Source organism: Hymenobacter sp. GOD-10R (assembly GCF_035609205.1).
In the GTDB taxonomy this organism is placed as follows: Bacteria; Bacteroidota; Bacteroidia; order Cytophagales; family Hymenobacteraceae; genus Hymenobacter.
The window spans coordinates 5,157,665-5,182,282 of the sequence record NZ_CP141184.1; the positions used below are offsets into that span (position 1 = coordinate 5,157,665).

General features: G+C 52.0%; 17 protein-coding genes and 1 tRNA gene. 7 read left to right on the plus strand and 11 right to left on the minus strand.

What is annotated here, in order from left to right:
- Positions 1-9: 9 nt before the first annotated feature.
- The 5 genes from SD425_RS20565 to asnB form a co-directional block, all read right to left on the minus strand.
- Positions 10-951, minus strand: a complete 942-nt coding sequence (locus SD425_RS20565; protein WP_324671915.1) for a hypothetical protein — start codon at positions 949-951, stop codon at positions 10-12.
- Positions 939-1,361 (minus strand): sugar 3,4-ketoisomerase, encoded by a 423-nt coding sequence (locus SD425_RS30050; protein WP_416381010.1) that lies wholly within the window; start codon positions 1,359-1,361, stop codon positions 939-941. The genes SD425_RS20565 and SD425_RS30050 overlap by 13 nt, the downstream gene beginning before the upstream one ends.
- A 108-nt stretch (positions 1,362-1,469) precedes the next feature.
- Positions 1,470-2,420, minus strand: coding sequence for a UDP-glucuronic acid decarboxylase family protein (locus SD425_RS20570; protein WP_324671916.1), 951 nt, complete (start codon positions 2,418-2,420; stop codon positions 1,470-1,472).
- A 73-nt stretch (positions 2,421-2,493) separates the two neighbouring features.
- Entirely contained in the window at positions 2,494-3,837 is a 1,344-nt protein-coding gene (locus SD425_RS20575; protein ID WP_324671918.1) for a UDP-glucose/GDP-mannose dehydrogenase family protein, read from the minus strand.
- A 67-nt stretch (positions 3,838-3,904) separates the two neighbouring features.
- The gene (asnB, locus tag SD425_RS20580; protein WP_324671919.1) at positions 3,905-5,809 is read right to left on the minus strand and encodes an asparagine synthase (glutamine-hydrolyzing); all 1,905 of its coding nucleotides are present in this window, start codon (positions 5,807-5,809) and stop codon (positions 3,905-3,907) included.
- Positions 5,810-5,947: 138 nt separating this feature from the next.
- Between asnB and SD425_RS20585 the strand changes: the two genes are divergently transcribed.
- The gene (locus SD425_RS20585; RefSeq protein ID WP_324679581.1) at positions 5,948-6,421 is read left to right on the plus strand and encodes an acyl-CoA-binding protein; all 474 of its coding nucleotides are present in this window, start codon (positions 5,948-5,950) and stop codon (positions 6,419-6,421) included.
- A gap of 186 nt (positions 6,422-6,607) precedes the next feature.
- Here SD425_RS20585 and SD425_RS20590 read toward each other — a convergent pair whose 3' ends face one another.
- Positions 6,608-8,017, minus strand: a complete 1,410-nt coding sequence (locus SD425_RS20590) for an FAD-binding oxidoreductase (protein ID WP_324671920.1) — start codon at positions 8,015-8,017, stop codon at positions 6,608-6,610.
- Between the two features lie 108 nt (positions 8,018-8,125).
- Between SD425_RS20590 and SD425_RS20595 the strand changes: the two genes are divergently transcribed.
- The 3 genes from SD425_RS20595 (at position 8,126) to SD425_RS20605 (ending at position 12,543) form a co-directional block, all read left to right on the plus strand.
- Positions 8,126-8,746: a C40 family peptidase gene (locus tag SD425_RS20595; RefSeq protein WP_324671922.1), complete on the plus strand. Its 621-nt coding sequence runs from the start codon at positions 8,126-8,128 to the stop codon at positions 8,744-8,746.
- A 152-nt stretch (positions 8,747-8,898) separates the two neighbouring features.
- Positions 8,899-12,300, plus strand: coding sequence for a TonB-dependent receptor (locus tag SD425_RS20600; protein WP_324671923.1), 3,402 nt, complete (start codon positions 8,899-8,901; stop codon positions 12,298-12,300).
- A gap of 169 nt (positions 12,301-12,469) precedes the next feature.
- Positions 12,470-12,543 (plus strand) — tRNA-Ala (locus SD425_RS20605).
- Positions 12,544-12,751: 208 nt separating this feature from the next.
- Here the strand turns inward: SD425_RS20605 and cysK are convergent.
- Both cysK and SD425_RS20615 read right to left on the minus strand, forming a co-directional pair.
- Complete coding sequence (gene cysK / locus SD425_RS20610; protein WP_324671924.1) at positions 12,752-13,672, minus strand: cysteine synthase A; 921 nt, start codon at positions 13,670-13,672, stop codon at positions 12,752-12,754.
- Between the two features lie 175 nt (positions 13,673-13,847).
- Positions 13,848-14,678, minus strand: coding sequence for a serine acetyltransferase (locus SD425_RS20615; protein ID WP_324671926.1), 831 nt, complete (start codon positions 14,676-14,678; stop codon positions 13,848-13,850).
- Between the two features lie 260 nt (positions 14,679-14,938).
- On the opposite strand from SD425_RS20615, the gene SD425_RS20620 reads away from it, so the two are divergent.
- Both SD425_RS20620 and SD425_RS20625 read left to right on the plus strand, forming a co-directional pair.
- Positions 14,939-15,280 carry a cupin domain-containing protein gene (locus SD425_RS20620; protein WP_324671928.1) on the plus strand — a complete coding sequence of 114 codons (342 nt, stop codon included), beginning with the start codon at positions 14,939-14,941 and terminating at the stop codon, positions 15,278-15,280.
- A 225-nt stretch (positions 15,281-15,505) separates the two neighbouring features.
- Positions 15,506-18,496 carry a T9SS type A sorting domain-containing protein gene (locus SD425_RS20625; protein WP_324671930.1) on the plus strand — a complete coding sequence of 997 codons (2,991 nt, stop codon included), beginning with the start codon at positions 15,506-15,508 and terminating at the stop codon, positions 18,494-18,496.
- 78 nt (positions 18,497-18,574) lie between these two features.
- On the opposite strand, the gene SD425_RS20630 is transcribed toward SD425_RS20625, so the two are convergent.
- The 3 genes from SD425_RS20630 to SD425_RS20640 form a co-directional block, all read right to left on the minus strand.
- Positions 18,575-20,566 (minus strand): peptidylprolyl isomerase, encoded by a 1,992-nt coding sequence (locus SD425_RS20630; RefSeq protein WP_324671931.1) that lies wholly within the window; start codon positions 20,564-20,566, stop codon positions 18,575-18,577.
- A gap of 130 nt (positions 20,567-20,696) precedes the next feature.
- Positions 20,697-21,749 carry an MJ1255/VC2487 family glycosyltransferase gene (locus tag SD425_RS20635; RefSeq protein ID WP_324671932.1) on the minus strand — a complete coding sequence of 351 codons (1,053 nt, stop codon included), beginning with the start codon at positions 21,747-21,749 and terminating at the stop codon, positions 20,697-20,699.
- Positions 21,750-21,868: 119 nt separating this feature from the next.
- Entirely contained in the window at positions 21,869-23,563 is a 1,695-nt protein-coding gene (locus SD425_RS20640; RefSeq protein ID WP_324671933.1) for an LIC_10190 family membrane protein, read from the minus strand.
- Positions 23,564-23,675: 112 nt separating this feature from the next.
- Here SD425_RS20640 and SD425_RS20645 point away from each other — a divergent pair, with 112 nt between their 5' ends.
- The gene (locus tag SD425_RS20645) at positions 23,676-24,584 is read left to right on the plus strand and encodes a hypothetical protein (protein ID WP_324671935.1); all 909 of its coding nucleotides are present in this window, start codon (positions 23,676-23,678) and stop codon (positions 24,582-24,584) included.
- The last annotated feature ends 34 nt before the right edge of the window (positions 24,585-24,618 follow it).

Below are 24,618 nucleotides of genomic sequence, written 5' to 3' on the forward strand. Positions count from 1 at the left end.
TACGACGGGTTAATCAGAGCAGGCCAGTACCTGACTACTCCCACCTAGTTTGAAACCTAGCTTCTCGCACGTTCGAAAGACGGCCCGGTTAGTAGCTTGCGTAGTCATTAGCACATAGCGCTGGTTGAGCGCGCGGGCACGTTGAATGGTTTCGGCAACAAGTTTTAAGTGCCAGCCGCGGTTTGCAGTTCTCACAGCCGTCAGAACAACGCGAGAGAACTCGCAACCTAGGTTCTCGGCATCGGACTTCAAATCACTGATAGCGAGAAAAGAGTCTATAGAAACGCCTGGTTCGTCAGGCACCAGTACTTGGTCGCAATAGCCAAGCACAGCAGCGGATGCATAGCGCGCCAGGAAAGCATCGGCTAGCTCTTGCCCAAACCAATCATCCGCGTGAAAGCGGTCGTACTCGTTACGAGCAGCGGCCGCTATTGCAGCGATGTGGACAGCTTGGTCGGCGCGTGCGCTACGGACAGGATAGCGTGCGTGATGGAAGGAGTCGACTGCATCGTGAAAGAACGTCAGCCTATTTTCCACGCAACGCCATCCAGCACTAGTTAGCGCCTGAATAAGCTTGCTATCTTCGACGGGTAATTCTGTAAAGCAGTAAAAGCGAGGTTTTTTCAATCCCTGCTTAAATACTTTCGCGGCACGAGCTAGCTCTGCCAGTGGCGTTTTGTCGGCGTAAAGCGCAGTAAACAGCTTGTACGTAGGTGCCCCGAAGAAATCAGTATCCCACGGCAACAATTGATACAGAAACTGAATCGGTCCGTTTGGTGATGCTACTTCAAATAGATAATGATGAGGCCGGGCCACATAGGACCTAGCTTTACCAGTGCCGAACAGTTCCTGTTGCTTTATAGCGTCGAGGGTGCGCAAGCCGACGTAAGGTGAGTAAAAGAACAGCTTTGCACTACGAGCATCAATGAGCGCTTCTACTACTTCGCCCATGTTTTCCGAAACACACTATAATCTCGAATGTAGTCCTTCTCGTCGTAGGGACACGATGCTAGGACCAACTGCACGGCTGTATGTGAATACTGCATGGTGTGCCACACATTTGGTGGGATATACACACCAACATTGGCACGCTCTAATGGAAACGTCAGGATTTCACCGTCAGGTAGCTCCGTAAAGACTACAATACGACCACTAACGGCAATTAACACCTGCTCAGTTTGATAATGAGCATGCCGACCTCGGACAATACTCTCTGGTGTAAAATACGTCCAGAAACTACGTTTAATGTCAAAGGGAATTTGTCCGCCACCCTCGCCAACCGATATATAGCCTTCATGGGAGCTACCTATTTTGGGAAACTCTATCAAGTATGGCTTTTCCCACAAGCTAGGGCTATTCATGAAAAGGACTGAAAGACGGCAAAAAGACAAATGAATTTACGGCAAATATCAAAAACCCCAATTACTGATCGGTAATTGGGGTTTTTGATATTTGCAACAAGTAGCAAATTACGCTACAGGCACGTGTTCTTTGAAGAACTCCAACGTACGGCGCAAGCCCTCGGCTCGATCTACCTTCGGTTCCCAACCCAAAATTTCTTTGGCTTTGGTGATGTCTGGCTTACGCTTCATGGGATCATTCTGCGGCAACGGCTGGTAAACAGGCTTGAACTCTACGCCAGCTAGCTTAGCTATTTCTTCCCCAAATTCCTTGATCGTGATTTCGGATGGGTTACCAATGTTCACGGGCATAGGATAGTCGGAGAGTAGCAAACGGTAGATCCCCTCGACCAAATCATCCACGTAGCAGAACGAACGGGTTTGTGAACCGTCGCCGAACACCGTTAGGTTTTCGCCGCGTAATGCTTGAGACAAGAACGCTGGCAGTACCCGGCCGTCGTCTAGGCGCATGCGTGGACCGTAGGTATTAAAAATACGGATGATGCGCGTTTCTAAGCCGTGGTGTGTATGGTAGGCCATCGTAATGGCTTCCTGGAAGCGCTTGGCTTCGTCGTAGCATCCGCGCGGGCCCACGGGGTTTACATTACCAAAGTACTCTTCTACTTGGGGATGTACCTCTGGGTCACCGTACACTTCGGAAGTGCTGGCAATGAGAATACGAGCATTCTTCACCCGGGCGAGGCCTAGGAGGTTGTGCGTACCTAGCGAACCCACCTTCAGCGTCTGAATCGGAATCTTCAGGTAATCGATAGGCGACGCGGGCGAGGCGAAGTGTAGGATATAATCGAGCTTACCGGGAACAAACACGAATTTCGATACATCGTGATGATAAAACTCAAATTCTTCGCGGCCGAATAGGTGCTCGATGTTAGCTAGGCTACCCGTAATAAGGTTGTCCATAGCAATGACATGGTAACCTTCCGCGAGGAAACGGTCGCAGAGGTGAGACCCCAAAAAGCCGGCGCCGCCAGTAATCAGTATACGTTTTTTGTCTGACATGAGTAGTTGTTAGCTACTGACCCTTAGTTATTTGGGTCAATTGCATTGTGAGAAACAACAAAGGATACGGAGCTTATACAGAAGCCGGCTCCTTGTGGGCCGTCTTGATACCAATGCAGTGGTAGGTATAACCTAGCTCTGCTAGCTCTTTCGCGTCATAAATGTTACGGCCATCGAAGATAGCTTTCTCTTTCATCAGCTTACTTACTACACCAAAGTTGGGAGAGCGGAACTCGGGCCACTCTGTTACAACGAGCAGTGCATCTGCATCGATGAGCGCTTCGAATGGGTCTTTTGCGTACGTGATAGTATCGCCGAGGGAGTGTTTGGCCTCTTGGATAGCTACTGGGTCGTAGGCGGATACAGAGCAGCCAGCGTTGAGCAGCTTTTCAATGATTACCAGCGAGGGGGCTTCCCGCATATCGTCGGTCTTAGGCTTGAAAGACAGACCCCAGATAGCCATCTTTTTACCCTGCAGCTCGCCACCAAAGTGCTTGCTTACCTTATCAAACAGCACTGACTTCTGCGCCTCATTCACACTTTCCACCGCTTTGAGCACTTGCATCTCGTAGCCATTTTCGGAGGCCGTTCTGATCAGGGCTTTTACGTCTTTGGGGAAGCAAGAACCACCATAGCCAATGCCGGGGTAAATGAAGCGATGCCCGATGCGAGCATCAGAACCGATGCCTTTGCGCACCATGTTCACGTCCGCACCCATAATTTCGCACAGGTTAGCAATATCGTTCATGAACGATATCTTAGTGGCCAGCATCGAGTTAGCCGCGTATTTCGTCATCTCCGCCGATGGGATATCCATGAAGATGATTGGGTGACCATTGAGCAAGAAAGGCTTGTACAGCTTGCTCATCACGTCTTCGGCCCGCTCAGAAGACACACCTACTACGATGCGGTCAGGCTTGAGGAAGTCGTCGATAGCAGCACCTTCTTTCAGGAATTCGGGGTTAGAGGCTACGTCAAATTCAATATCTGCGTCGCGGCGCTCCAAAGCGGCTTCAATTTCTCTCCGCACTTTCGCAGCTGTACCTACTGGCACGGTGCTTTTAGTTACAACTACGCAGTAATCGGTTAGGTTTTCGCCAATGCTGCGTGCGACGGCCAGCACATATTTCAGGTCTGCGGAGCCATCTTCGCCGGGAGGCGTACCTACGGCGATGAAAGCGACGTCACAATCCTGAATTGCTTCTCCTAGGTTGGTGGAAAAGTGCAGACGACCTGCATCTACGTTACGCGTTACGATTTCCTCTAGTCCTGGTTCGTAGATAGGCAGAATGCCTTCTTTCAGGTTATCGATCTTCTTCTGGTCGATGTCAATACAAGTAACATCAATGCCCACTTCGGCGAAACACGTGCCCGTTACCAAGCCTACGTAGCCCGTGCCAACTACTGCGATTTTCATGACAGAAAAATTAGATATGAAAAGTCTTATTTATCTTATTTTGGCGAAATATAAGAATATTCCGCTATTACAGCATCCATTTCTTCCACCAGTGCTGAAAAACAATCAGCGCCCAGATGCGCGCGTGCACGTCGCCGGGGTTGCGGGAGAACAGCTGCTCCTTGAGCTTGCGGATAGCATCTACGTCGAATACACCTTGTGCTTCCACAAAAGCATCGGAGAGCAAGTCGTCCGTAATCAAGGGGCGCAGCTCGTTGCGGAACCACTTTAATAGCGGTACTTCGAAGCCTTGTTTTGGTCGTTTGTACAACTCTTCAGGAAGCATCGAGCGAAACGCATCCTGCACAATCCGCTTCTTCATCTTTACATCTATTTTACTTTCGACGGGCAGTGAGAAAGCAAAGTTGACGACGTTTGGATCTAGGAAAGGCGGGCGTACTTCTAACGAATTTGCCATGCTCATTAAGTCTACCTTCGTGAGCATATCATATGGTAGCACTAGCTTCATATCGGTCAGGAGCACCTCGTTCAGGTCTCCATCGGCATGCAGGTTTTCCAGGATGTCCCGGCGCCTTTTCTCAGCTAGCTTTTTGCCTACTTTCTTCCGAGCATCAGCGCTTAGTAAGTTGCGCGCATCTTTTTCGTTTACAAACGAAGCCCAATCCCAATAGCGGTCTTTGGGCCCGCTGAGCATGCCGCGCGAAAAGCGCTGAAACTGTCGAATGCGGTTGCCGAAGAAGGAATTGCGTGACTTCGGCAGCACGTCCCAGAGCAGGTTTAGTCCTGTCACGGCTTCGGCCTTAAATCCACCTTGCCGCACTTGCAGCTCACCCATGTGCTTGTTGTAACCCGCAAACATCTCGTCGGCACCATCGCCGGAAAGCGCAACTGTTACCTGCTCGCGCGTGCGCTTGCTCAGAATATACACCGCTAAGGCTGATGAATCAGCGAAGGGCTCATCTATGTAGTTGAGGACGTCGAAGATGTGATCGTACAGGTCCTGATTTGTGAGTGAGAAGACTGTGTGATTGGTTTTATACTTCTCTGCGACCAGCTTAGCATACTTCGTCTCGTCAAAGAAAGGCTCGTCGCGGTAGCCAATGCTAAATGTATTCAGATGCTGCGTATGGCGGGATGCTAGGGCTACAATGACTGAAGAATCAATGCCTCCACTTAAGAAAGCTCCCAGCGGCACATCGGCTACCAGTCGCCGTGAAGTAGCTTCATCTAGTAGCTCTACCAGTTTCGTTTGTTGCTGTTCGTAGCTGAGCTTGTTCTTTTGCACCTTCTTCGGATCGTAGGGTATCTTATACCACCGTTTCCGAACGATCTTCTTCCCTTTGATATACAGATAATGACCTGGCAATAGCTTCTTCACCCCTTTAAAGATGGTAGCTGGGCCAGGAATATAGTTGAGCTGCAAATAATGACTGAGCGACACATAGTCTAGCTTGCGCGGAATGCCAAGTGCTAGCAATGACTTCATTTCTGAAGCGAACAGCAGCTTATCTTCGTCGCGGTACACGAGCAGGGGCTTCTCCCCCATCCGGTCGCGGGCAATGAAAAGCGAATCCTCCTCCTTATCGTAAATAGCTAGGCCGAAGAATCCATTTAGCTTCTTCAGGAAATCACGCCCTTCCGAAATATACAGTTGCAGAATTACTTCTGTATCCGTCTGGGAATGAAAATGGTAGCCCTTTTTAATGAGCTTCTGCCGTAGCTCACGGAAGTTGAATATTTCGCCGTTGAAGACAATCGTATACCGACCCGCTTCGTCAGTCATAGGCTGATTACCATCAGCAGTAAGGTCGAGGATGGCTAAGCGCCGAAAACCTAGGCCGCAACGGTCATACACAAAATGGCCCTGTGAATCGGGGCCACGGCTAACAATAGCATCAGTTGAAGCCTGCAATGAGGCTAGGGAAGCGCGCCCGGCGTCCGTAAAAGCAAATGTTCCGGTAATTCCACACATAATGAGGCCAAAAGTACAAACTATCGAGGCTTGCTTGGCGCAAGGTAGCAGCCAAGGCTCGTAACCAAAGCTATGCCATGCTAGTACACGAAATTAATTCCCCTTTCTAATTATATGGCCATGGACCTCCAGAATCGAATGAATTTACAGCAGCAATTTGAAGCCGCTGTGTCGCGCGTAGACAGTCTACCTCCTGCTGAAGCTGCTCCCCATATGGTAGATCTCTATGGGCTTTACAAACAAGCTACTGATGGTGACCACGACGCAAAAACGGATGAAGTAGGCGACGATACGCCTGATAATCCAAACGGCCCTGCAGGCATGTCTCAGGCGCAGTGGGATTCGTGGAGCAAGTTCAAGGGTACAAGCCAGGAAGATGCGCAACGTCAGTATATCGCGAAAGTAGAAGAAATAGCTGGCCCCCTGGGTGAGCAAACGACGGTGCTTACTGGCAACGGTCAGCCCGCTACAGGCTCACAAGTAAACGTTGATAATACGACTACAGCCCAACAGCCTGAGAGTAGCCCGGGTATTTCGCAGGGTGGCTTGCAAGGTGATATTACGGCAGGTGCCCCGTATGGCGGCGAGGACAAGCTAAAAGGAGAACAGTAATCCTGAACCACGGATTCGGTCGGATTTTACGGATTTTGTAGTCGATTACCTTCTGCCTTCTTCTCCTCGCTTTTGTAAGAACAAAAAAGCCTTCCCAGCAGTGGGAAGGCTTTTTTGCTAGACAGAGCCTAAGTCGTTAATCGGCTACAAAATCCGTGGAATCCGACCGAATCCGTGGTTCAGGAATTAAAAGATCTTGCCGGGATTCAAGATGCCGGCCGGATCAAACACCCGCTTGATGCCGCGCATGATGTCCAGGTTAGCTTCCGGTAAGGCAATGCCGATATAGCCTTTCTGCACCAGCCCGATGCCGTGTTCACCCGAGATGGTGCCGCCTAACTTTACGCACAACTCGAAGATTTCAGAAATAGGCTGACGTAGCCCTACGTTCCATTGCTCGTCGTTCAAGTCGCCGCGAATGATGTTGACGTGCAGGTTACCGTCGCCAGCATGGCCGTAGCACACGCTCTTGAAGCCATAACGGGCCCCGATTTCTTTTACGCCCTTCAGGAGTACGGGCAACTCCGCGCGGGGCACGACAGTATCTTCCTCTTTATAGACGGAGTTGTAGCGCACGGAGTTACCAATGTTGCGGCGGATGCGCCACAGCTCGTCTTTCTGCGTGGCATTGTCGGCAAGCAGGACTTCGCCCACATCATAATGACCTAGCACGTCATACACCTGCTCCGCTTCTTTGTAAAGTTCATCCAAGTCCTGGCCATCCAACTCTATCAGCAAGTGGGCGTGGATATCTTCGGGCAGGGTAAGCGGAATTTGCAGGTAATCGGAAGACCAGGCAATGGCTTCGCGTTCCATGAATTCCATACCCGACGGAATGATGCCGGCCCGGAACACGGCGGATACAGCCTCCGCTGCTTGCTCGATCTGCCGGAAGGGCACCAGCATAAGGACATTCTGCTGCGGGTACGGCAGAAGCCGAAACACGACTTTAGTAATAATGCCCAAGGTGCCTTCCGAGCCAACCATGAGCTGGGTAAGATTGTAGCCGGTGGAGTTTTTGAGGGTGTTGGCGGCCGTCCAGATCAGGTCGCCCGTGGGCAGCACCACCTGCAAGTTCAGCACATAGTCGCGGGTGGTACCATATTTCACGGCCTTGGGGCCGCCGCTGCTGTGGGCTAGATTGCCACCTAGGGTGCAACTGCCTTTGCTGGCAGGGTCGGGCGGGTAGAATAGTCCTTTCGCCTGCACCGCTTCCTGAAACACCTGATTGATTACGCCTGGCTCTACCGTGGCCTGCAAGTTGCGCTCATCAATTTCGATGATCTTGTTAAGGCGCTCTGTACTAATCACTACGCCATTGTGCACAGGTAGCGCCCCCCCACTTAGGCCCGTTCCGGCGCCACGCGGTGTTACGGGAACATGATGCTCGTGGCAGAGTCGCACAATTTGGCTTATCTCTTCAGCGTTAGCTGGACGCAACACCACATCGGGAGCGTAGTGTAGGTCTTCAGTGTGGTCACGGCCGTAGTCGGCGTACACGTCGGCTTCGACGCCTTGGGCGGTGAGAACGTGGTGCTGGCCTACAATTTGTTCGAAAGCAGCAACCAGTTCAGGTGTTAGTGGTTGAAAATTCATAGAGACAGAAGGTCGAATGGCCTATTCACGTATCTTTGTCCCCCGATGCAGGAACACGTTGCGAAGGTACAGCATTCAGAGCGTTGGCGCTGCTTACTAACGGTAATTATGCTTGGGGCTGTTGTTTGGTTGGCAGGCTGCGGCCCTTCCCATAAAGTAAACTATCGGAATGGCCGTTACCACTCGGCGCGCGAAATGGCGCGCTTGAAAGCCAACGCACGCCGCCGGAGTAGCACACCCGTCGCTCGCTCAAAATCGAAGATTACTTCTTCTACTGGTAACACCAAAATCGTGGTAAAACGGCCGTCTTCCGAACGGCGTCCGTTGCCGGCTAATCTGCCGCAAGCACTTGCTACGGTAATCGAGACAGCACGCTCTTACGAAGGCACTCCTTATAAGTATGGGGGAACAACTCGCCTAGGTATTGACTGTTCTGGCTTGCTTTATGCTGCTTTCGCTGCCATTGATGTTGATATTCCCCGTTCCTCCAACGAACAAGCCATTTGGGGAGACCCCGTGAAGCCGCAAAATCTTCAAATAGGTGATTTAGTATTTTTTGGAGCATCTCCTGGAAGCTCTGTTATAACGCACGTAGGATTAGTGACGCAAGCCACCGCCGAGGATATACAGTTTATTCATTCTTCTACCAGTCTAGGAGTAGTAGAAAACACTCTTGATACGGATTACTTCCTAAGCCGATTTATTAAGGCAGTAAGGCCAAAGCTATGAACATCAGCTGCTTAATTTAGTATTATCACGTTTTATTACTTAGTTTGGTTTGTGGTAACAATTCAATAACATATTACTTTAAACTCGTTCGTAGCTTTGTGCGGCTCTTGCACACACCACTTCAGCCTCTTTTTTCACTTTTTTCACACTTTATGAAACAAATACGTTTACTCCATCTACTGCTGTTGTTGCTGACGCTGTTGTCAGTACACACGGGTTGGAGCCAGGGTACAACGACTTCTAGTATGAGCGGTGTAATCACCGATCAGTCTGGGGCTGGTCTTCCTGGTGCTACCGTTATTGCAGTGCACACACCTACGAATACGCAGTATGTGGCACCCACTAACTCGGATGGTCGTTTCAACCTGCAAAACATGCGCGTAGGTGGTCCTTACACGGTTCGTGTGACTTTTGTGGGTTACCAAGATGTGACGCGGGAGGGTATTTACTTGACGCTAGGCCAGACCCAGCGTTTAGATATCAACTTAAGTGAAACCAGCACACAACTAGCTGGTGTGACAGTTACGGGTACTGATCCTCGGTCCATTCTTAATGCAGAACGCTCCGGTTCTGTTACTAACATTGGCACGCAAGAGCTTCAACGTCTTCCTTCTATCACCCGCAACCTAAACGATTTCCTGCGTCTGACTCCCCAATCTTCGGGCACCAACGCCGGTGCTATTGGTGGTGGTAACTACCGTCAGAATAACGTTACTGTAGACGGTGCTGACTTCAATAATAACTTTGGAATTGGTGGCAACTTGCCAGCTGGTGGTAACCCTATTTCTCTGGATGCCATCGAGGAAATTACGGTTAACGTGACTCCTTTTGACGTTCGTCAATCTAACTTCATCGGCAGTGCAGTTAACGCTGTAACACGTTCAGGCACTAACAACTTCTCTGGTTCAGTTTACACCTTCTGGCGTAATCAAAATCAACAAGGTAACCGAGTTGGGCCTGATGAGTTTGTAAAGCAAAAGCTAGATGATAAGCAATATGGCTTCCGTTTGGGAGGTCCGATTATTAAAGATAAAGTATTCTTCTTCGTAAACGCAGAAAGAAGAGATGCGACTAGCCCAGGCCAGCAGAATCTTGCTTCGACTGATGCTTTGCCCTTCGGTGGCCCGAACACACCTTCAAATATAGTACGTCCCACGGAGACTCGGCTGAACGAGATCAGCAACTACTTAAGAGAGCAGTATGGATACGAGACAGGGCCTTACCAAGGATATTCATTTAAGAGCCAAAGAACAAACATCCTAGGTCGTGTCGACTGGAACATCAATACCAATAACCGCTTCACTGTTCGCTACAGCCAAGTAACTAGCAAAGCACCTAGCTTTGTAAGTACGTCGCGAAGCCCGCTGACTGCCTTCACAAATACGCGTCTCAGCAACTTTGCTCTACCATTTGCTAACTCGAACTATTACCAAGAGCAAAACTTATATTCATTGGCAGCAGAGTTGAACTCTACTATCCGTGGCAAGTTTTTCAATACCGCCCGATTCACTTACACAAACCAGAACGACCCACGTAGCTCAGACAGCGAGGTCTTCCCATTTGTAGATATTTTAGAGCAAGGAAATCCCTACACCTCTTTCGGTTACGAACCCTTCACTTATGGTAACCTACGAGAAGTAAAGACCTTCTCAGGTGTAGACTTCGTAAACTTCAGCCTTGGCCGTAACAATATTACAGCTGGCATACAAGTAGACGTACAGAACACTCGTAATGGTTTCCAACGTTTTGGCACCAGCTACTACACGTTTGATTCGTGGGATGCTTTCAGAACTGGAGGAAATCCTAGCTCATTCGCGCTAACTTATTCGCTGCTACCAGGCTTTGAACAAGCTTATCCTCGTTTCAAGTTTGCTCAAGGCTCAGTTTATGCTCAAGATGAATTTACCGTCAACGACAAATTGCGTTTAACAGCCGGTTTGCGTCTGGAGCGTAATATGTATCTAGATGTAAATGAAATTCAAACGCACCCGCTAGTAGCTTCTCTGACCTTTGCCAATGGCGAACACATTGACACAGGTACGCTACCTAACAACCGTACACTCTGGTCACCACGTTTTGGTTTCAACTACGATGTGAAGGGTAATCGTACACTGCAAATTCGCGGTGGTTCAGGAATTTTCTCTGGTCGGGTACCCACAGTATGGCTTGTAGCACAGTCAGGTGACTCAGGTTTGCTACAGTTTACTACTACTGCTACTGCTACTGCTACTGCCCCTATTACTGACAGGAAATTTGATCCAAACCCCGCAGCCTATCGTCCTCAAGACGTACCAACTCCTGGCACCCAAGTTCCGAGCACGGTTAGCACTACGGATCGCAACTTCAGAAATCCACAAGTCTGGAAGAGTAGCCTCGCTGTAGATGCCCAATTGCCTGGTGGCGTAGTGGGTACTCTGGAAGGTATTTACAACAAAGATCTTATCGTAGCTCTAGGACGGAACCCTAACTTGGTAGATCCACAGGCTTTGAACATTGTTGGATATCCTGATAAACGCAACATCTACCCTAATTCTGTTTCTACTCGTTTCATCAATCCTTTGACCAGTGCATCTGCTGCCAACCCAAACCAACCGGTAGCTAATGGTAACGCAAGTGGAACGCAGGCATTCAACCCTGTTGTACTTTACAACCGTCATAAGGGCTATTACTGGTCAGCAAGCGCAAAACTGGATAAGCGCTTCAGTAACGGTATTGTCGCTTCGGCTGCTTATGTGAGAAGCCAGCAAAAGGTTCTATTTGATGGTAGTGGTGATCAGTTGCTCAATACATGGTCAAACACAGCCATCATTAACAACTCCAACAATCCTGAGCTGAGCTACTCTAACTATGTAGTACCTAGCCGCTTCATTGTTTCTCTCTCCTACCGTAAGGAGTACATCAAGCATTTGGGCACACAGATTTCGGTATTCTACGAAGGCTCTACGCAAGGGCGATTCTCCTACATCTATGGTGGCGACTTCAACCGCGACGGTCAAACCAACGACTTGCTCTATATTCCAAAAGACGCTACAGAAATTAATTTCTCTGACTTCAATTACGGAACTGCAGCTGCACCTAAAACGTATACTGCTGCTCAACAGAGCGAACTTTTCTTCCGTTACCTTGAGCAAGACGAATATTTGAATAGCCACCGTGGACAATACGCTGAGCGCAACGGTGCTAAATTCCCTTGGCGCAACCAATTTGATGTACGCTTTGCTCAAGATATCTTCGCAAGCACAGGCGACAAGCGCAATACACTTCAGTTCACGATTGACGTGTTCAACTTTGGCAACTTGTTGAACAGGAACTGGGGCCTAGTTCAGACTTTGAACACAGTTTCTAATGGTAACGCAGCTATCTTGGTACCTACCAACATCACTGCACCTACCAACAACCCAACGTTACCGCTCTATACACCTAACGGAACTGTACGGCCTACATTCCGCTTAGCCACTGACCGCAACCAGCCTGTTACAACTACTTTCCGTAACACGATTGCGTTGGCTTCTACTTACTACATGCAGTTTGGCTTGCGTTATACCTTTAACTAAGCCCTCTCATTATCAATGACAAAGAGAGCGAAGAACATTCTTCGCTCTCTTTTTTTGTATCTGGTCACAATCTTTTTTAGCTAAAACCTACCACATACTCTTGCAGATTTAGAAAACCGCAGTACTTTTGTCCCACCAAAACGCAAATGGCGGTTGGCATAAAAGACTCGGGGGATTAGCTCAGCTGGCTAGAGCGCTTGCATGGCATGCAAGAGGTCATCGGTTCGACTCCGATATTCTCCACTGTTACAAAAACAGAAAGCCCGGCTAAAGTAGCTGGGCTTTCTGTTTTTGTAAGCTAGCGTCTAGGTTCTGTGGCCACACCGTATATCAGCAGTGTACTTAGAAAATACTAGGTCTTGTTACGCACAGTGAATAAGATGCACCAAACACACAAGCGCCTTTCCATAGCTGGAAAGGCGCTTGTGTGTTGCGGATAACCGATCAGGAGTTAGACAAACAATCCTTCTACCGACAAGTAACGCTCACCCGTATCGTAGCAGAAGGTGAGCACACGGCTGCCTTCGGGCATTTCGGGCAGCTTCTTAGCAACTGCGGCTAAGGAAGCCCCTGACGATACTCCCATAAAGATTCCTTCTTCGCGGGCGGCACGCCGGGTCATGTCGAAGGCCTCCTGCTGGGTTATCTGAATCGTGCCGTCGAGAAGAGCCGTGTGTAAGTTATCCGGAATGAAGCCGGCGCCGATGCCCTGAATTGGGTGCGGGCCAGGAGCGCCACCGCTGATAACTGGTGATAACTCCGGCTCCACCGCGTACGTCTTCACGTCAGGGAAGTGTTGCTTCAGCACTTCCGTAACTCCCGTGATGTGACCACCGGTGCCAACCCCCGTGATGTGGTAGTGAAAGCCCTCGGGAGCGTCGCGCAATATTTCTTGAGCTGTCTTTTCTACGTGCGCTTTGATGTTGGCTGGGTTGGAAAACTGCATAGGCATCCAAGCCCCAGGCGTATCACGCACTATTTCGTTGGCTTTTTCAATGGCGCCCTTCATGCCTTTTTCGCGTGGCGTCAACTCTAGATTGGCGCCGTAGGCGGTCATGAGGCGGCGGCGTTCGATTGACATCGATTCAGGCATAACCAAGGTTATCTTATAGCCTTTGACGGCGGCTACCATGGCTAGGCCTACGCCAGTATTACCGGAGGTAGGCTCTACGATGAGGCTGTTTTGGTTAAGGATGCCGTCTTCTTCGGCTTGCTCGATCATGGAAAGAGCAATACGATCTTTGATACTGCCGCCTGGATTAGCACGCTCTAGCTTCAGCCACACCTCCACGTCGGGTCGGGAAGCAAATAGGCGATTTAACCGTAGCAAAGGGGTGTTGCCAATGGTATCAAGGATGGTAGTAGCTTTCATTGTTGAGTGGTTAAGTGGTGGGGCAATGAAGTAGTAATAACAAACGAAGGCTATTTGTTAGAGCCTTTCATGCGCAATTACATGTAAGTACGTAATCAGTAGAAAGCACGCTGGAGACTAGCACACTGTAGCTGCTTCGCAGGAAGCAAGTATAGCGCGTATTCTATTCAGTTCCTCAAATTGAAAAGGTAATATCCGCCAAAGGATCTTCGGTGCGCGTGACCTGAATCTGGGCGCGGTGGTAGACACGCGAGTGCGATGGCACGCTCTCGGTAAGCCAGACGTTACCACCAACGATGCTATGGCTCCCTACTACGGTATTACCACCTAGAATGGTAGCCCCCGCGTAGACCACGACATGATCCTCAATAGTTGGGTGACGTTTGATGCCCTGCAGGTGTTTGGCTACACTGAGTGCCCCCAACGTGACCCCCTGGAAAATTTTGACGTGGGCGCCAATGACGGTTGTTTCGCCAATGACAATACCTGTACCATGGTCAATGCAGAACGACAGACCGATGCGGGCGCCGGGATGAATATCGATGCCGGTACGGGCGTGTGCGTACTCGCTCAGAATGCGTGGTACGCGCGGTACACCTAGCTGGTAAAGTGCATGCGACAGCCGGTGCAACGCAATAGCGTAGAAGCCGGGGTACGTGGCAATTACTTCGGTAAGCCCTTGAGCAGCCGGATCAGCAGCGGCAATGGCGGCAGCATCACGTAGTAGGTGGTTACGCAACGTGGGTAGCTGCGCGACGAAAGCGGCTACCGTTTCGGGCGCGGAACTGGGCAGCCCTGCTACCAGATGCAGCAGATCCGTGAACTCAGCGCGTAGTTGACTGAGCAGCGCCGCAACAGCGTCGGCGCTGTTTACCGGGCGCGGAGCACGTTCGGGAAAAAGTAGTTGAAGCAGCTGCTCGGTGAGTTGACAAAACGCTGCTCCTGGCAGCGGCGCCTCCACTTGCTGATGAGCTAAGGCTAAAGATCGAACGAAAGCAGAATGCATAAAATTTGAAAGTAACACGGCAGGTAGCTAGGTCTTCAGGAAAGCTACGGCGAGCTGTGTGTAAGAGGTGCAATAGTCAGAAACCTGTGGCAAGGCCGAAGGTTTTGTGGAACAGCTTATCTGCGCGACAAGGAACTAGTAATTGTAATAATACCCAACGCCAAGATTTTTATCGACCTCCTTATTTCTTCGTTACAACCACAGCCGTAACCTAGCCGTTAGCGAAAGCGCATACCATCTTACTTTTAACCTCCCCTACCATGCCTGATACCACCATCACCAAAGTAGATTCACAATACTCTCCGCACGGGAAAGACGGCGAAAAATACCTAGCCTCTGGCGTGCACGTAGCCATGCGGCTCTGGGAAAATGAGCAGCCTGGCGAAGCCAAAGAGCCTGTTGCCCGCCCTTATGAAACCGTAGGCTATGTACTAAGTGGCCGCGCGGAGCTGCATTCAGAAGGGCAAGTAGTAGTACTTGAGCCCGGCAACTCTTGGGTCGTACCGAAAGGCGCTACTCACACCTACAAGATTTTGGAAGCATTCAGCGCAGTAGAAGCTACTACGCCTCCCGCACAAGCACACGGACGCGACGATAAATAATTTCATTTGCCGGTCAGCTTTCCTAGGCGCCAGCTCCTAATCGGGGCTGGCGCTTTTTTTGTACATCCTTATTGCACTAATTCAACAGGTTATGAACTATCCCATGATTTTATTTTTCGTCATGGTTTATGCTCTATCCTTTTACCAACTAAGCTAGCTTCTTCCCTACTACACTTTTTCGCGGGTGCACAGTGCATAAACCTGCGGAACGCCATACCTGATTATATGATAAGACCATTACCTACTTTCTATGCTACGGCTAGCTTGGCCTTGGGGCTTGGCGCTTGCGCGTTGAATGCATCAGCGCAGACTAGCCCGGCCGCGGTTCAGCTCTACGTGAATGATGCTACGACCAGCGGCGACCGATTTACTACGGCTCCCGGCAATGATACCTCCGGCGATGGAAGCGCAGCGGCTCCTTTCGCTACAGTGAAGCACGCCCTGGAGTACGCCGAGGCCAGCACAACAACCATCCTCATCGACGCGGGCACTTACCACGAACGGGTAGTCTGGAATAAGAACATTAGCCTACGCGGGGCCGGCACCCTAGCTACCGACTCCACTACTGCTACCATTTTTGATGGTGGCCTAGCCCCTTCAGCGGCGCAGACCAGTGAAGTCGGCATCTTCATGACGGCCAGCGGTGGTACGGCAGCAGCACCGCTCACGCTATCTAATCTCACCATTAAGGCCTATGACTTTGGTCTACAGACCGATAATGGGACGAATCGCGCCCACATTCTGCTGGAAGATGTAGAAACCATTCGCAACCGTCAATGTGGTATTTACTGGAATAGCCTTAGTGGCCAGTCTGAGGATATTACATTCCGCCGAATTCATGCGGCACGTACCGCTATAGCACCCAACACAACAGCCAACGGGGCAGGACGCGGCTTGTTTCTGGTAAACGGCAGCAAGGTCAACATCCGGATCGAAGATGGCTTATATGAATTGAACCGGCGTTCCGGTATTGACGTGAATGACGGCAGTGTAAGCGGTTTGGTTATTCGGAACTGCCGGTTTGCGCTGAATAGCGGTCCGGCGATGTCAATTCTGGGAGCAGGTGGCCTGCGCAACGGTAACACGTTTACGACCTCAGCGGCGCTGATTGAGCAAAACCATATTCGCAACAATGGCTCGCAAGGTCTGGAACTCAAGTCCTGCACCGGCAATGGTAGGGCAGCTGGCCCAGGTAGTTTCGTGGTGCGCAACAACTACATTGTACGCACCATCGGTGCTCCTACGCGGATTACCTCCGACAACGCTGGTATTGCCTTCGTGGACCGTGACCGGAGTGCCACGGGCATTGTAGGTGGCGTCAACGGTGATTTGGTAACGGGTGGCGCTTTTATTCAAAGCAATACTATCCGGGGATACCTCGCCAATGATACGGTTAGTGCTTTCAACATCAATGGATATGGCATTGTGCTGGAAGGAGCTAACAATAAGGTATTCAACAACGCGGTGGCACAATGCCAACGCGGCGTGCAGATCCAAGACCGCCCCACAGCCAGCAACGGCTTCACTCCTTTCTTCGATATTTCCGGTAACCTAGGTTTACTATCCAGTGGTGACAGTATCCGCAACAACCGCCTCGATAGCTGCTCCACCGCCATTCGGACGATAAATCTTACGCAACCTGTAGATGCTTCTTTCAACTGGCTAGGCAGCAACGCCTCGACGGCCGTGCAAGGCCTTGATGGTAAAGGCGGTTCTGTAGTCACGTTGCAAGGTCCTTCGGCAGGTTTCGCGGAAGTGCTCACGTCGGATGCCGCTAACCGCATAGACTACTCCCCTTTCCTGCACACGCGCGCTGATGGCTCTGCCACTATCGGTTTTCAGCCTGACCTAGCTTATTTACACGTTGACCGGAGCAGCCCCCAAACTGGCCCCGAAAGCCATTTGCAAGAGGCTGCCACTCTGGTGAGCGACAACGGCACCATTGAAGCGGTAGCTGGCACTTATGCGGGCACTGCCACTTTCACAAAGAACTTAACCCTCACTAACACGGGCACAACAACGTTTGAGCATATCACGCTAGATGGTTCTGGCAAGAACATTACGCTAGGTGCCCCCTTCCTGCTTACCGGCAGCCTTACCCTCACCAATGGCTGGCTGCAAACTACTGCTGCTAACCTGCTAACGCTCACTGACGGTGCGACTGCTTCGGCGGGCAATGCAGGTTCTTATGTTATGGGGCCGCTCCGCAAGCTAGGTTCACAAGCGTTTGTTTTCCCACTAGGCAAAGCCGGCATCTGGGCTCGCTTAGGCATCTCAGCTCCTGCTGATCCGGCCACTGGCTTCACAGCCGAGTACATGGCTGCTTCGCACGCTACTACCACGGTAGTCCCTCCCCTGCAACGCGTAAGCCAAGTGGAACACTGGACGCTGACCCGCACGGGCTCGACTAGTGACGTACAAGTGCGTCTATACTGGGAAGACGCTTTTCGCAGCGGCATCGATGATTTCTCCCCCGCTCTGCAAGTAGCTCGCTTCGATGGCACGGCGTGGGTCACAGAGGGCAACGGCAACCTAGGTGGTAACATGATGACTGGCTCTGTCGTTTCGGCCGGCGCAGTAGCTGGCTACGAGGCTTTCGCCTTTGGCTCTACTGCCGCAAGCAACCCGTTGATCAAAGAGCTTCTCAGCTTTCAGGCCACGCAAGCACAACCTAGGGTGATTGACTTGACTTGGGTAACTCAATCTGAGAACAACGCGCAAGGCTACACCGTCGAGCGGTCGGTTGACGGTATTACTTGGCAACGCCTTGGCTTCGTGGAAGCAAATGCCCGCGGGCTTGTTGCGACTACTGCGCACACTTATTCGTACCAGGACCGTCCGGCCACGGCTGCCACGCAGGCCTACTACCGGTTGCGGCAAGAAGGCATTACAGGCGGTGAGCGTTATTCTGCTACGCAAGCAGTAACGCTGCAGCCGCTTGCGCTCGCCACCCACTCTGCCGCCAACGACCAGCTTGCGCTTTATCCGAATCCCGCCACCGATCATTTCACCCTTCGCTTACCCGCAACGACTGGTAGCGTGCAGGTTGCCCTGCGCGATGTAACAGGCAAGCTGCTTCAGCAGCAAATGATGCCCGCAAATTCGACGCATGAACTTCGGCTGCAACTGCCGGCTGGTCTGCCGGCCGGAACTTATTTAGTGCAGGTGCAGGGAGCTAGCTTGTCCCGCCGTACCATCCGCTTTGTAAAGCAATAAGTGCGGTTTCTCTCTTTCACAACAACGGCCGCCCACTATGGGCGGCCGTTGTTGTGCGTGGCCATTCTTAATTCTTATCTACTGTTCTAGCTCGATTCGCTCAATTCGGTCGCCAATTTCGAGCCGGCTTACAACCTCCATCCCGCTTACCACTTGGGCAAAAATGGTGTATCGGCCGTCGAGGTGCGGTGTGGGCGAATGCGTGATAAACCACTGACAGCTTTCGGTGTCTTTGCCGGCTGAAGCTAGGCCAACGGCTCCTTCGCCGTAGCGTAAGTCCGCAAACTCGGAGCGAATATTATAATCGGTGCTCCCCCAGCCATCACCACGCGGGCAGCCGCCTTGCGCAACGAAGTTGGGAACTACGCGGTGAATGGTTTTGCCATTATAAAAACCTTGTCGGGTTAACTCCACGAAGCTAGCTACTGAGCCAGGTGCTTCGTTTACCAAGAGTTGAAAAACGATGGTTCCCTTGCTCGTACGCACCGTCGCCCGCTGGGTGGTTGGGATGGTTTGCACCACGGCCCAGTTGATGGGATGCGAGGCCGCTTTGGCAACAGGGAACGGCGTGGTGGGTGTGTTATCGAGGTAAGCAATAGTTTGCTGCAACGACTCCCATGCTTCCAGGTCGCGGGGCAAAGTGAGCTTGTCACGCGCGGTTTTCAGAAAGTCACTGTTTACAAACAACGGCCGCAAAGCTAGCTTGGGGTTCCGAATAGCCTCAGCCGCGATGCCCATGATGGCAACATCGCCGGAGGCAATACCACGCTGTAGCGTGAGCGCAAAAGCCGGTTGTTGCTCGGTCGGAAAATCGGCAAGGCTGCGCATGCTCACCAGGGCTTCCATCCCGTAGGTACCAATCACCAACGCAGCAGGTTTCGGAAAGACAGCCCTCTCCACAAATTCATAGGATTCAGAATCTTCGGCCAAAGCCCTTAACAAATACCCCTTTTCATACACATCAGAGCTGGCAGCGTACCGTTGTTGGATGGCCGTACGAATAGCACCCCGGGTAGCACCACCATACTTCAAGGCCGCTGCTAGCAGCGTAGCTCGCACTCGCCACTGGGTCAATTGGTTGGCGTTCTCCAGGAAGATGGTTCCAGGCTCCCCTTTCGCATTGGCGAGAAAAAACTCAGCGGCGGAGAGAGCTACTTGGTCATTTTTATCGGTAAGAGCTCCCCAGGTAGCTTCCTTCACCGGGGCATACATGGCAGCCGTCATAGCACGAATGGCACTGAGGCGTACGCGGTAATCAGGGTCGCGGCGCGCTAGGTTTGCCAATACGCCAGGCACCTCTGGCGCCGTTGCCGCTTTGTTGAGCGATGCGGCAACGGCGCTGCGCACCGCATAGCTAGGGTCATGTTGGGCGACTCCTAGCAATGTTGCAGCGTACGGCGCCAAGTTCAGATTACGCGTGCGGGCCAGCATGTTAGCGGCTGCTAAGCGGGCGCCATACGGGTTCGTTGGTGCTACTAGCTGCACGATGCGCCCAACGGTGGCTTCCGAGGTAAGCCCACGCAAGCCAGCCCGATACAAACCCCAGGCTTGTCCGGTCAGCGCTGCAGTATCCGTGGCTAGGTGAGCTGGTAGACGCGTTAAGTTGGCTAAGCCTGCCCGGGAAGTACACCGGCCTAAGGCTTCCAGCATGTAGCGGCGGGCAGTAGGATCAGGCTCGGCGCTGATCCGTTGCTGTAAGGCACTTTCCGCGGTAGAGTCGGCAGTTTGCCCCAAGGCATAAGCGGCGGCTTTGCGCACGGAGGCATCCGCATCTATTAAGCGCGGCAGCAAAGCAACAGTCGCCGCTTTGTCTTGAACTGAAGCTAGCGCGAAAGCGGCTTCACGCCGGTAGGGGGCTTCCGGGCGTGCCAAGTATGGAAGTAGCGCCGCCGTACGACGCTCATCTTGCAACGTAGCAAGCCGACGCAGGGTACTATCGCCGGCAAACTTATTGGAAACACCAGCGGCTTGATTGGCCACATGGGCGGTAGAAGCACACGCTGCCAATCCAAAGCTGAAGCCACCAACAGCAACTGTAGCCAAAAAGAAAAAAGAGACGAATGATTTCATGGCCAGCAAAATAGCCAATTACCGCGGAGGTTGCTGCCCTTAGCACACATTCACGCCCGAACGAGTACCCTAATGCTTGCTCATGCACGAATCAACTCGTTATGCTCTTACGACCTAGCTTGAGCTGAGGTCAAAAAGCGCGCAGTAGTTCGTCTAAGTGCGCAAACAGCTCCGTGTTGCCAACCTGTTTGTAGCTAGATAATACCTGCTCAAACGTGCTCAAGTCGTACAGAAAGGCTTTGACGTTGTCGGCCGTGAGGGCCGTAAAGTGTCGACCGTAGCCTAGCTTTTCTACTTCGGCCGCGTTCAGAAACTGCTCAAACTGCGCTGGAATAGGTATCGCGCAGATAGGTTTGTGCAAGTACACAGCCTCGCTGATAAGAGAGAAGCCTCCATTCGTAATGACAGCCTGAGCACTAGCTAGGTCTTCAATAAAGCCCTGCTCACTGAAAGCCCGCAACTGCACATTGCCGTGGTTTTCCTCTTTGTTGAAGCCGTACACCCGGAACTCTTGCTTCGGCATCCCTTGCAGCAGCGGCACCAGATCTTTCTGCGTGGTAGCCGACTGGTATACCAGCACGTGCTTGCCTAGCGTAGGCTTGACTGCCAATATTTCGGGTCGGATGATAGGTGGTACCAGCGTAGTATTCTCCTTAATTATCGGCAACTTAAAGAAGGTAGCAACAAAGTAATGCTGACTACCCGGCAGCTTAGCACGCACAATTTGGCGAGCTAGGGTTAGATTACCCCGTTCTACAGGCGGCACCACAATATCTAGCTCCGCTCGGCTGATTATCTGCATATTATCAATGCTGATAACCGGAAGGCGATGGGCTTTGGCAAATAAATAGCTGAACGATTCAAAATCAGAAATGACCAGTTCAGGCTCAAAATCGCGCAGCAGTTGCCGGTAGCGCGTGAAGTTGGTAAGCAGGTTTTCTGGGGCTGTGCGCAGCGTCATAGCCGCCGTGCGCGACTTCGAAACGGTCAGATTCTTATAAGCCAAGTGAAAGCCCTTAATCTCGTAGACACGCCCCGGAAAGTTTGTAGCCAGTACTTGATACGCCCGCGAACTGCTCACTACACGCACCTCGTGCCCTTGGCTCAGCAAGTGTCCGATTACCACTTTACTACGGGTTGCGTGTCCGAGTCCTTCACCGGGTACGCCGTACAGGATGTTCATGAATAATTGAGTGAGAAAGTGGCTATGCTACTGAATGTAGACCTGAACAGCAACTTCCTCGCCGAACATGCCCGCAGCCTACTTCCAGGCCATCAGGGAGCATAAGTACCTTTTTGCCACTAGCGGTTTGGGCGCATCCGAAACCCTTCGCGCAAGCTAGCTCCTCTTGGCTCCAGTCCTGCCTCTATGCAGTGCACGCAAGGCAGCGGCGTCCCCCAGCACTGCGCGCCCTCTCGTGGCACCCGCACTAGTAGCTTTCCCACGGGTATCGCTATGGTAGCTGGTAAAGGCGCGGGCGCGGGCCACACCACACGCGACACGATGGAGCGAGGCTGGTACCGAAGCTGGTACAAAGGGTCGCGAAGGTTGTGCAGGACCCAGAGCAGCGCCAATGCCCAAGGTAAGTAGCGCACCCGCGCCAGGCGCCAACGGGGGAACCAGGACAGCCAAGGCCACACACCAGCAATCAGCAAGAAAGCTGTGGCAAAGCGAAAATCTGGCGCCGTTAGAAACCAAAATACCACCCCCAGCCAAGCTACTGCCCATCCAACGATCCACCCTAACTCAGACGCAGGCGCACGGCGCCAACGCCAAACAGCGGGAAGCGGCGAAATGGCCGCCGCCAGCAATACCACCCGGTTATAAGTGGTTTCGAGCGTCCACCATCCAGGCAACCATTCTAGGAGTGTTTGGCGCGGTACTGAATACGGACTTTGGGAGGCGCGCTGACCTAGGTTGGCAATCATGTTATGCTCCATGCGCGCGTACCAGCCCGGGATTTTCCAGTCGACGGTAAACAGATCTAGTGCGGGCAGCGGATAAATCAGATAACCCGATAGTACTACATTGCGAGTTAGCCACGGCCCCAGCAGTAACACGACCAAGCCGCCTACTAACGCCAGTGCGCGGCCAGTAAGTTGTCGGCGGCTTACCCACAAGCTGTGTGCGGGCAGCAGCAAGGCAGGCAAGGCCGCTAGCTTAATGGTAGCGGCCCACAGCGTAAGTAGCAGCACTACGAACGTAATGGCATCTAGCTGCTTACCATAGCCACGGGTCCATTTGCGCGCATAAAGCAGGAAGGCAAATACCAGTGGAATCGTGACGGAATGATCGGGTGTTGGGCAGGAGAGCCAAACTTGAAACGTCCAGAGCAGCAAAAACAAAAGCAGCGGCGGGGCCCAAACTTCGCGTATGTCGCCGGTACTCATTGTGCGCGTAGCGGCCACTGCCTGTGCAGCCGCCACACCCAGCACAACGAACAGGTAGCTAGGTAGGCCGTACGCTGGTCCGCCTGGCGTAGCGTACTGAAAGAGTACAGTGGGCGCGAAAGTGCTCGGGTTGAAAGCTAGCCGGCCGTGTAAATTACCCAGCCCCGGTATCGCCGGATACTCGTTAAGCCAGCGTAGCGTTTGTAGGTGATATAACCCAGCATCAAAATTAGTGGTGAGTGTTGTCGCCAGTGTGAGCAGCCAGAGCCACACCAACCCGCCAAGCAGCACGGCGCGCCACCCACCTGCTTGCCACTGCGCCGGCCACCGACCTAGTTCGACTGCTATGGCATGCCGTTGCCCAATAGCGAGCAGCCCAAGCATTCCAGCCGTAATTACTTGCATCCCAGCATTGATAGCCCAAAACAACGAGGCCAACTGCAAAACTCCTGTTAGCAACGCTAGGCCAATCAGACTCAATAGTTCCGCAGGCAATACTTCTTCGAAACCAGGTAAGCGCAAGCGGGCAACAAGGCGCCACGCCGTCCAGCCGAGGAGTGTTGTGCAGGCGCCTAGCAGCAGCCAACAAAGAAAAAGGGTTGCCATGCCCGGCAAAGATGCCGAAAAACTGCGCTACGTTTCGGCTTGGTTTTGGCATAAATACTAGATCATCTTTCCTTTTTCCGAATTTCGCCGCTTCTCTTCACCTCTCTTTCTCATGAAAACCGCCTCTTTGTTTTGTTTGTTGGCCTTGGCTGCCACGGCCTGTACTGCTCCGCGTACGATTGTGAGCTCCGGTAAAGTCACCCCACGAGGCGAGTTAAAAGTAGGTGGCAATCTGTCCTTTAACGTTGCTACATCGACCCTAGGTCAGGCAGGTGGCGCCGTGAAGAACTTTGCGCAGGCAGCTGCCAACAAGGACACGATTCGCTACAGTGCCTCTGTCGATAAGCTGCAAGCCGCGGCCCTCTCCTACGTGCTTGACCCCGTGCAGCCCACCTCCGACTTCTACCTGCGCTACGGCGTCATCGACCGGCTTGATGTGGGGTATAAGTATGCATTCGGCTCGCACGTTTTTGATGCCATGTACCAGTTCTTAGGTCCTGTTGGCACTCCCGAGCACCCCGGCGGGCAGGCGGGCGCCACCTACGGCAGCATTGGGTTACAGTATGCTACGCAACGAGCCAAGCTACCTAGCATCCCGTACCTCGACAACATCTCCAATATACTCCGACTGAATGCTAGCCGCCACGACCTCATTGTGCCGCTGGTATTCAGCACTTCCTTTGGGCCTGAAGAGCAAGCCGGCGCGCTTTCCTACGGCGTCGTGTACAGCCATACCTTTCTGCGCTACGGCTTCGAGGCACCCAAAATCTACAATACCGCAGGTAGCAGCCAGCTGCCGGCATTACCGGCGCAACGCAAAAACTTCTCGGCGTACGGTGGTTTTCTCAGCGTAAAGCTAGGTTACCGCTATGCCTATGTTGTTCCGGCAGTAGCTATTTATTATCAGAACTATGGCACGTATGAGTTGCTGAACAATAAAACAGCTAAGCTCGACGGTTTCACCATCATTCCAAGCATTGGTTTGCAGTTCCGTATTCCTACCGCAACAGCCCGTCGTTAGTAGGCAGCGAAGCGTAGGCAAGTGGTAGCAACAG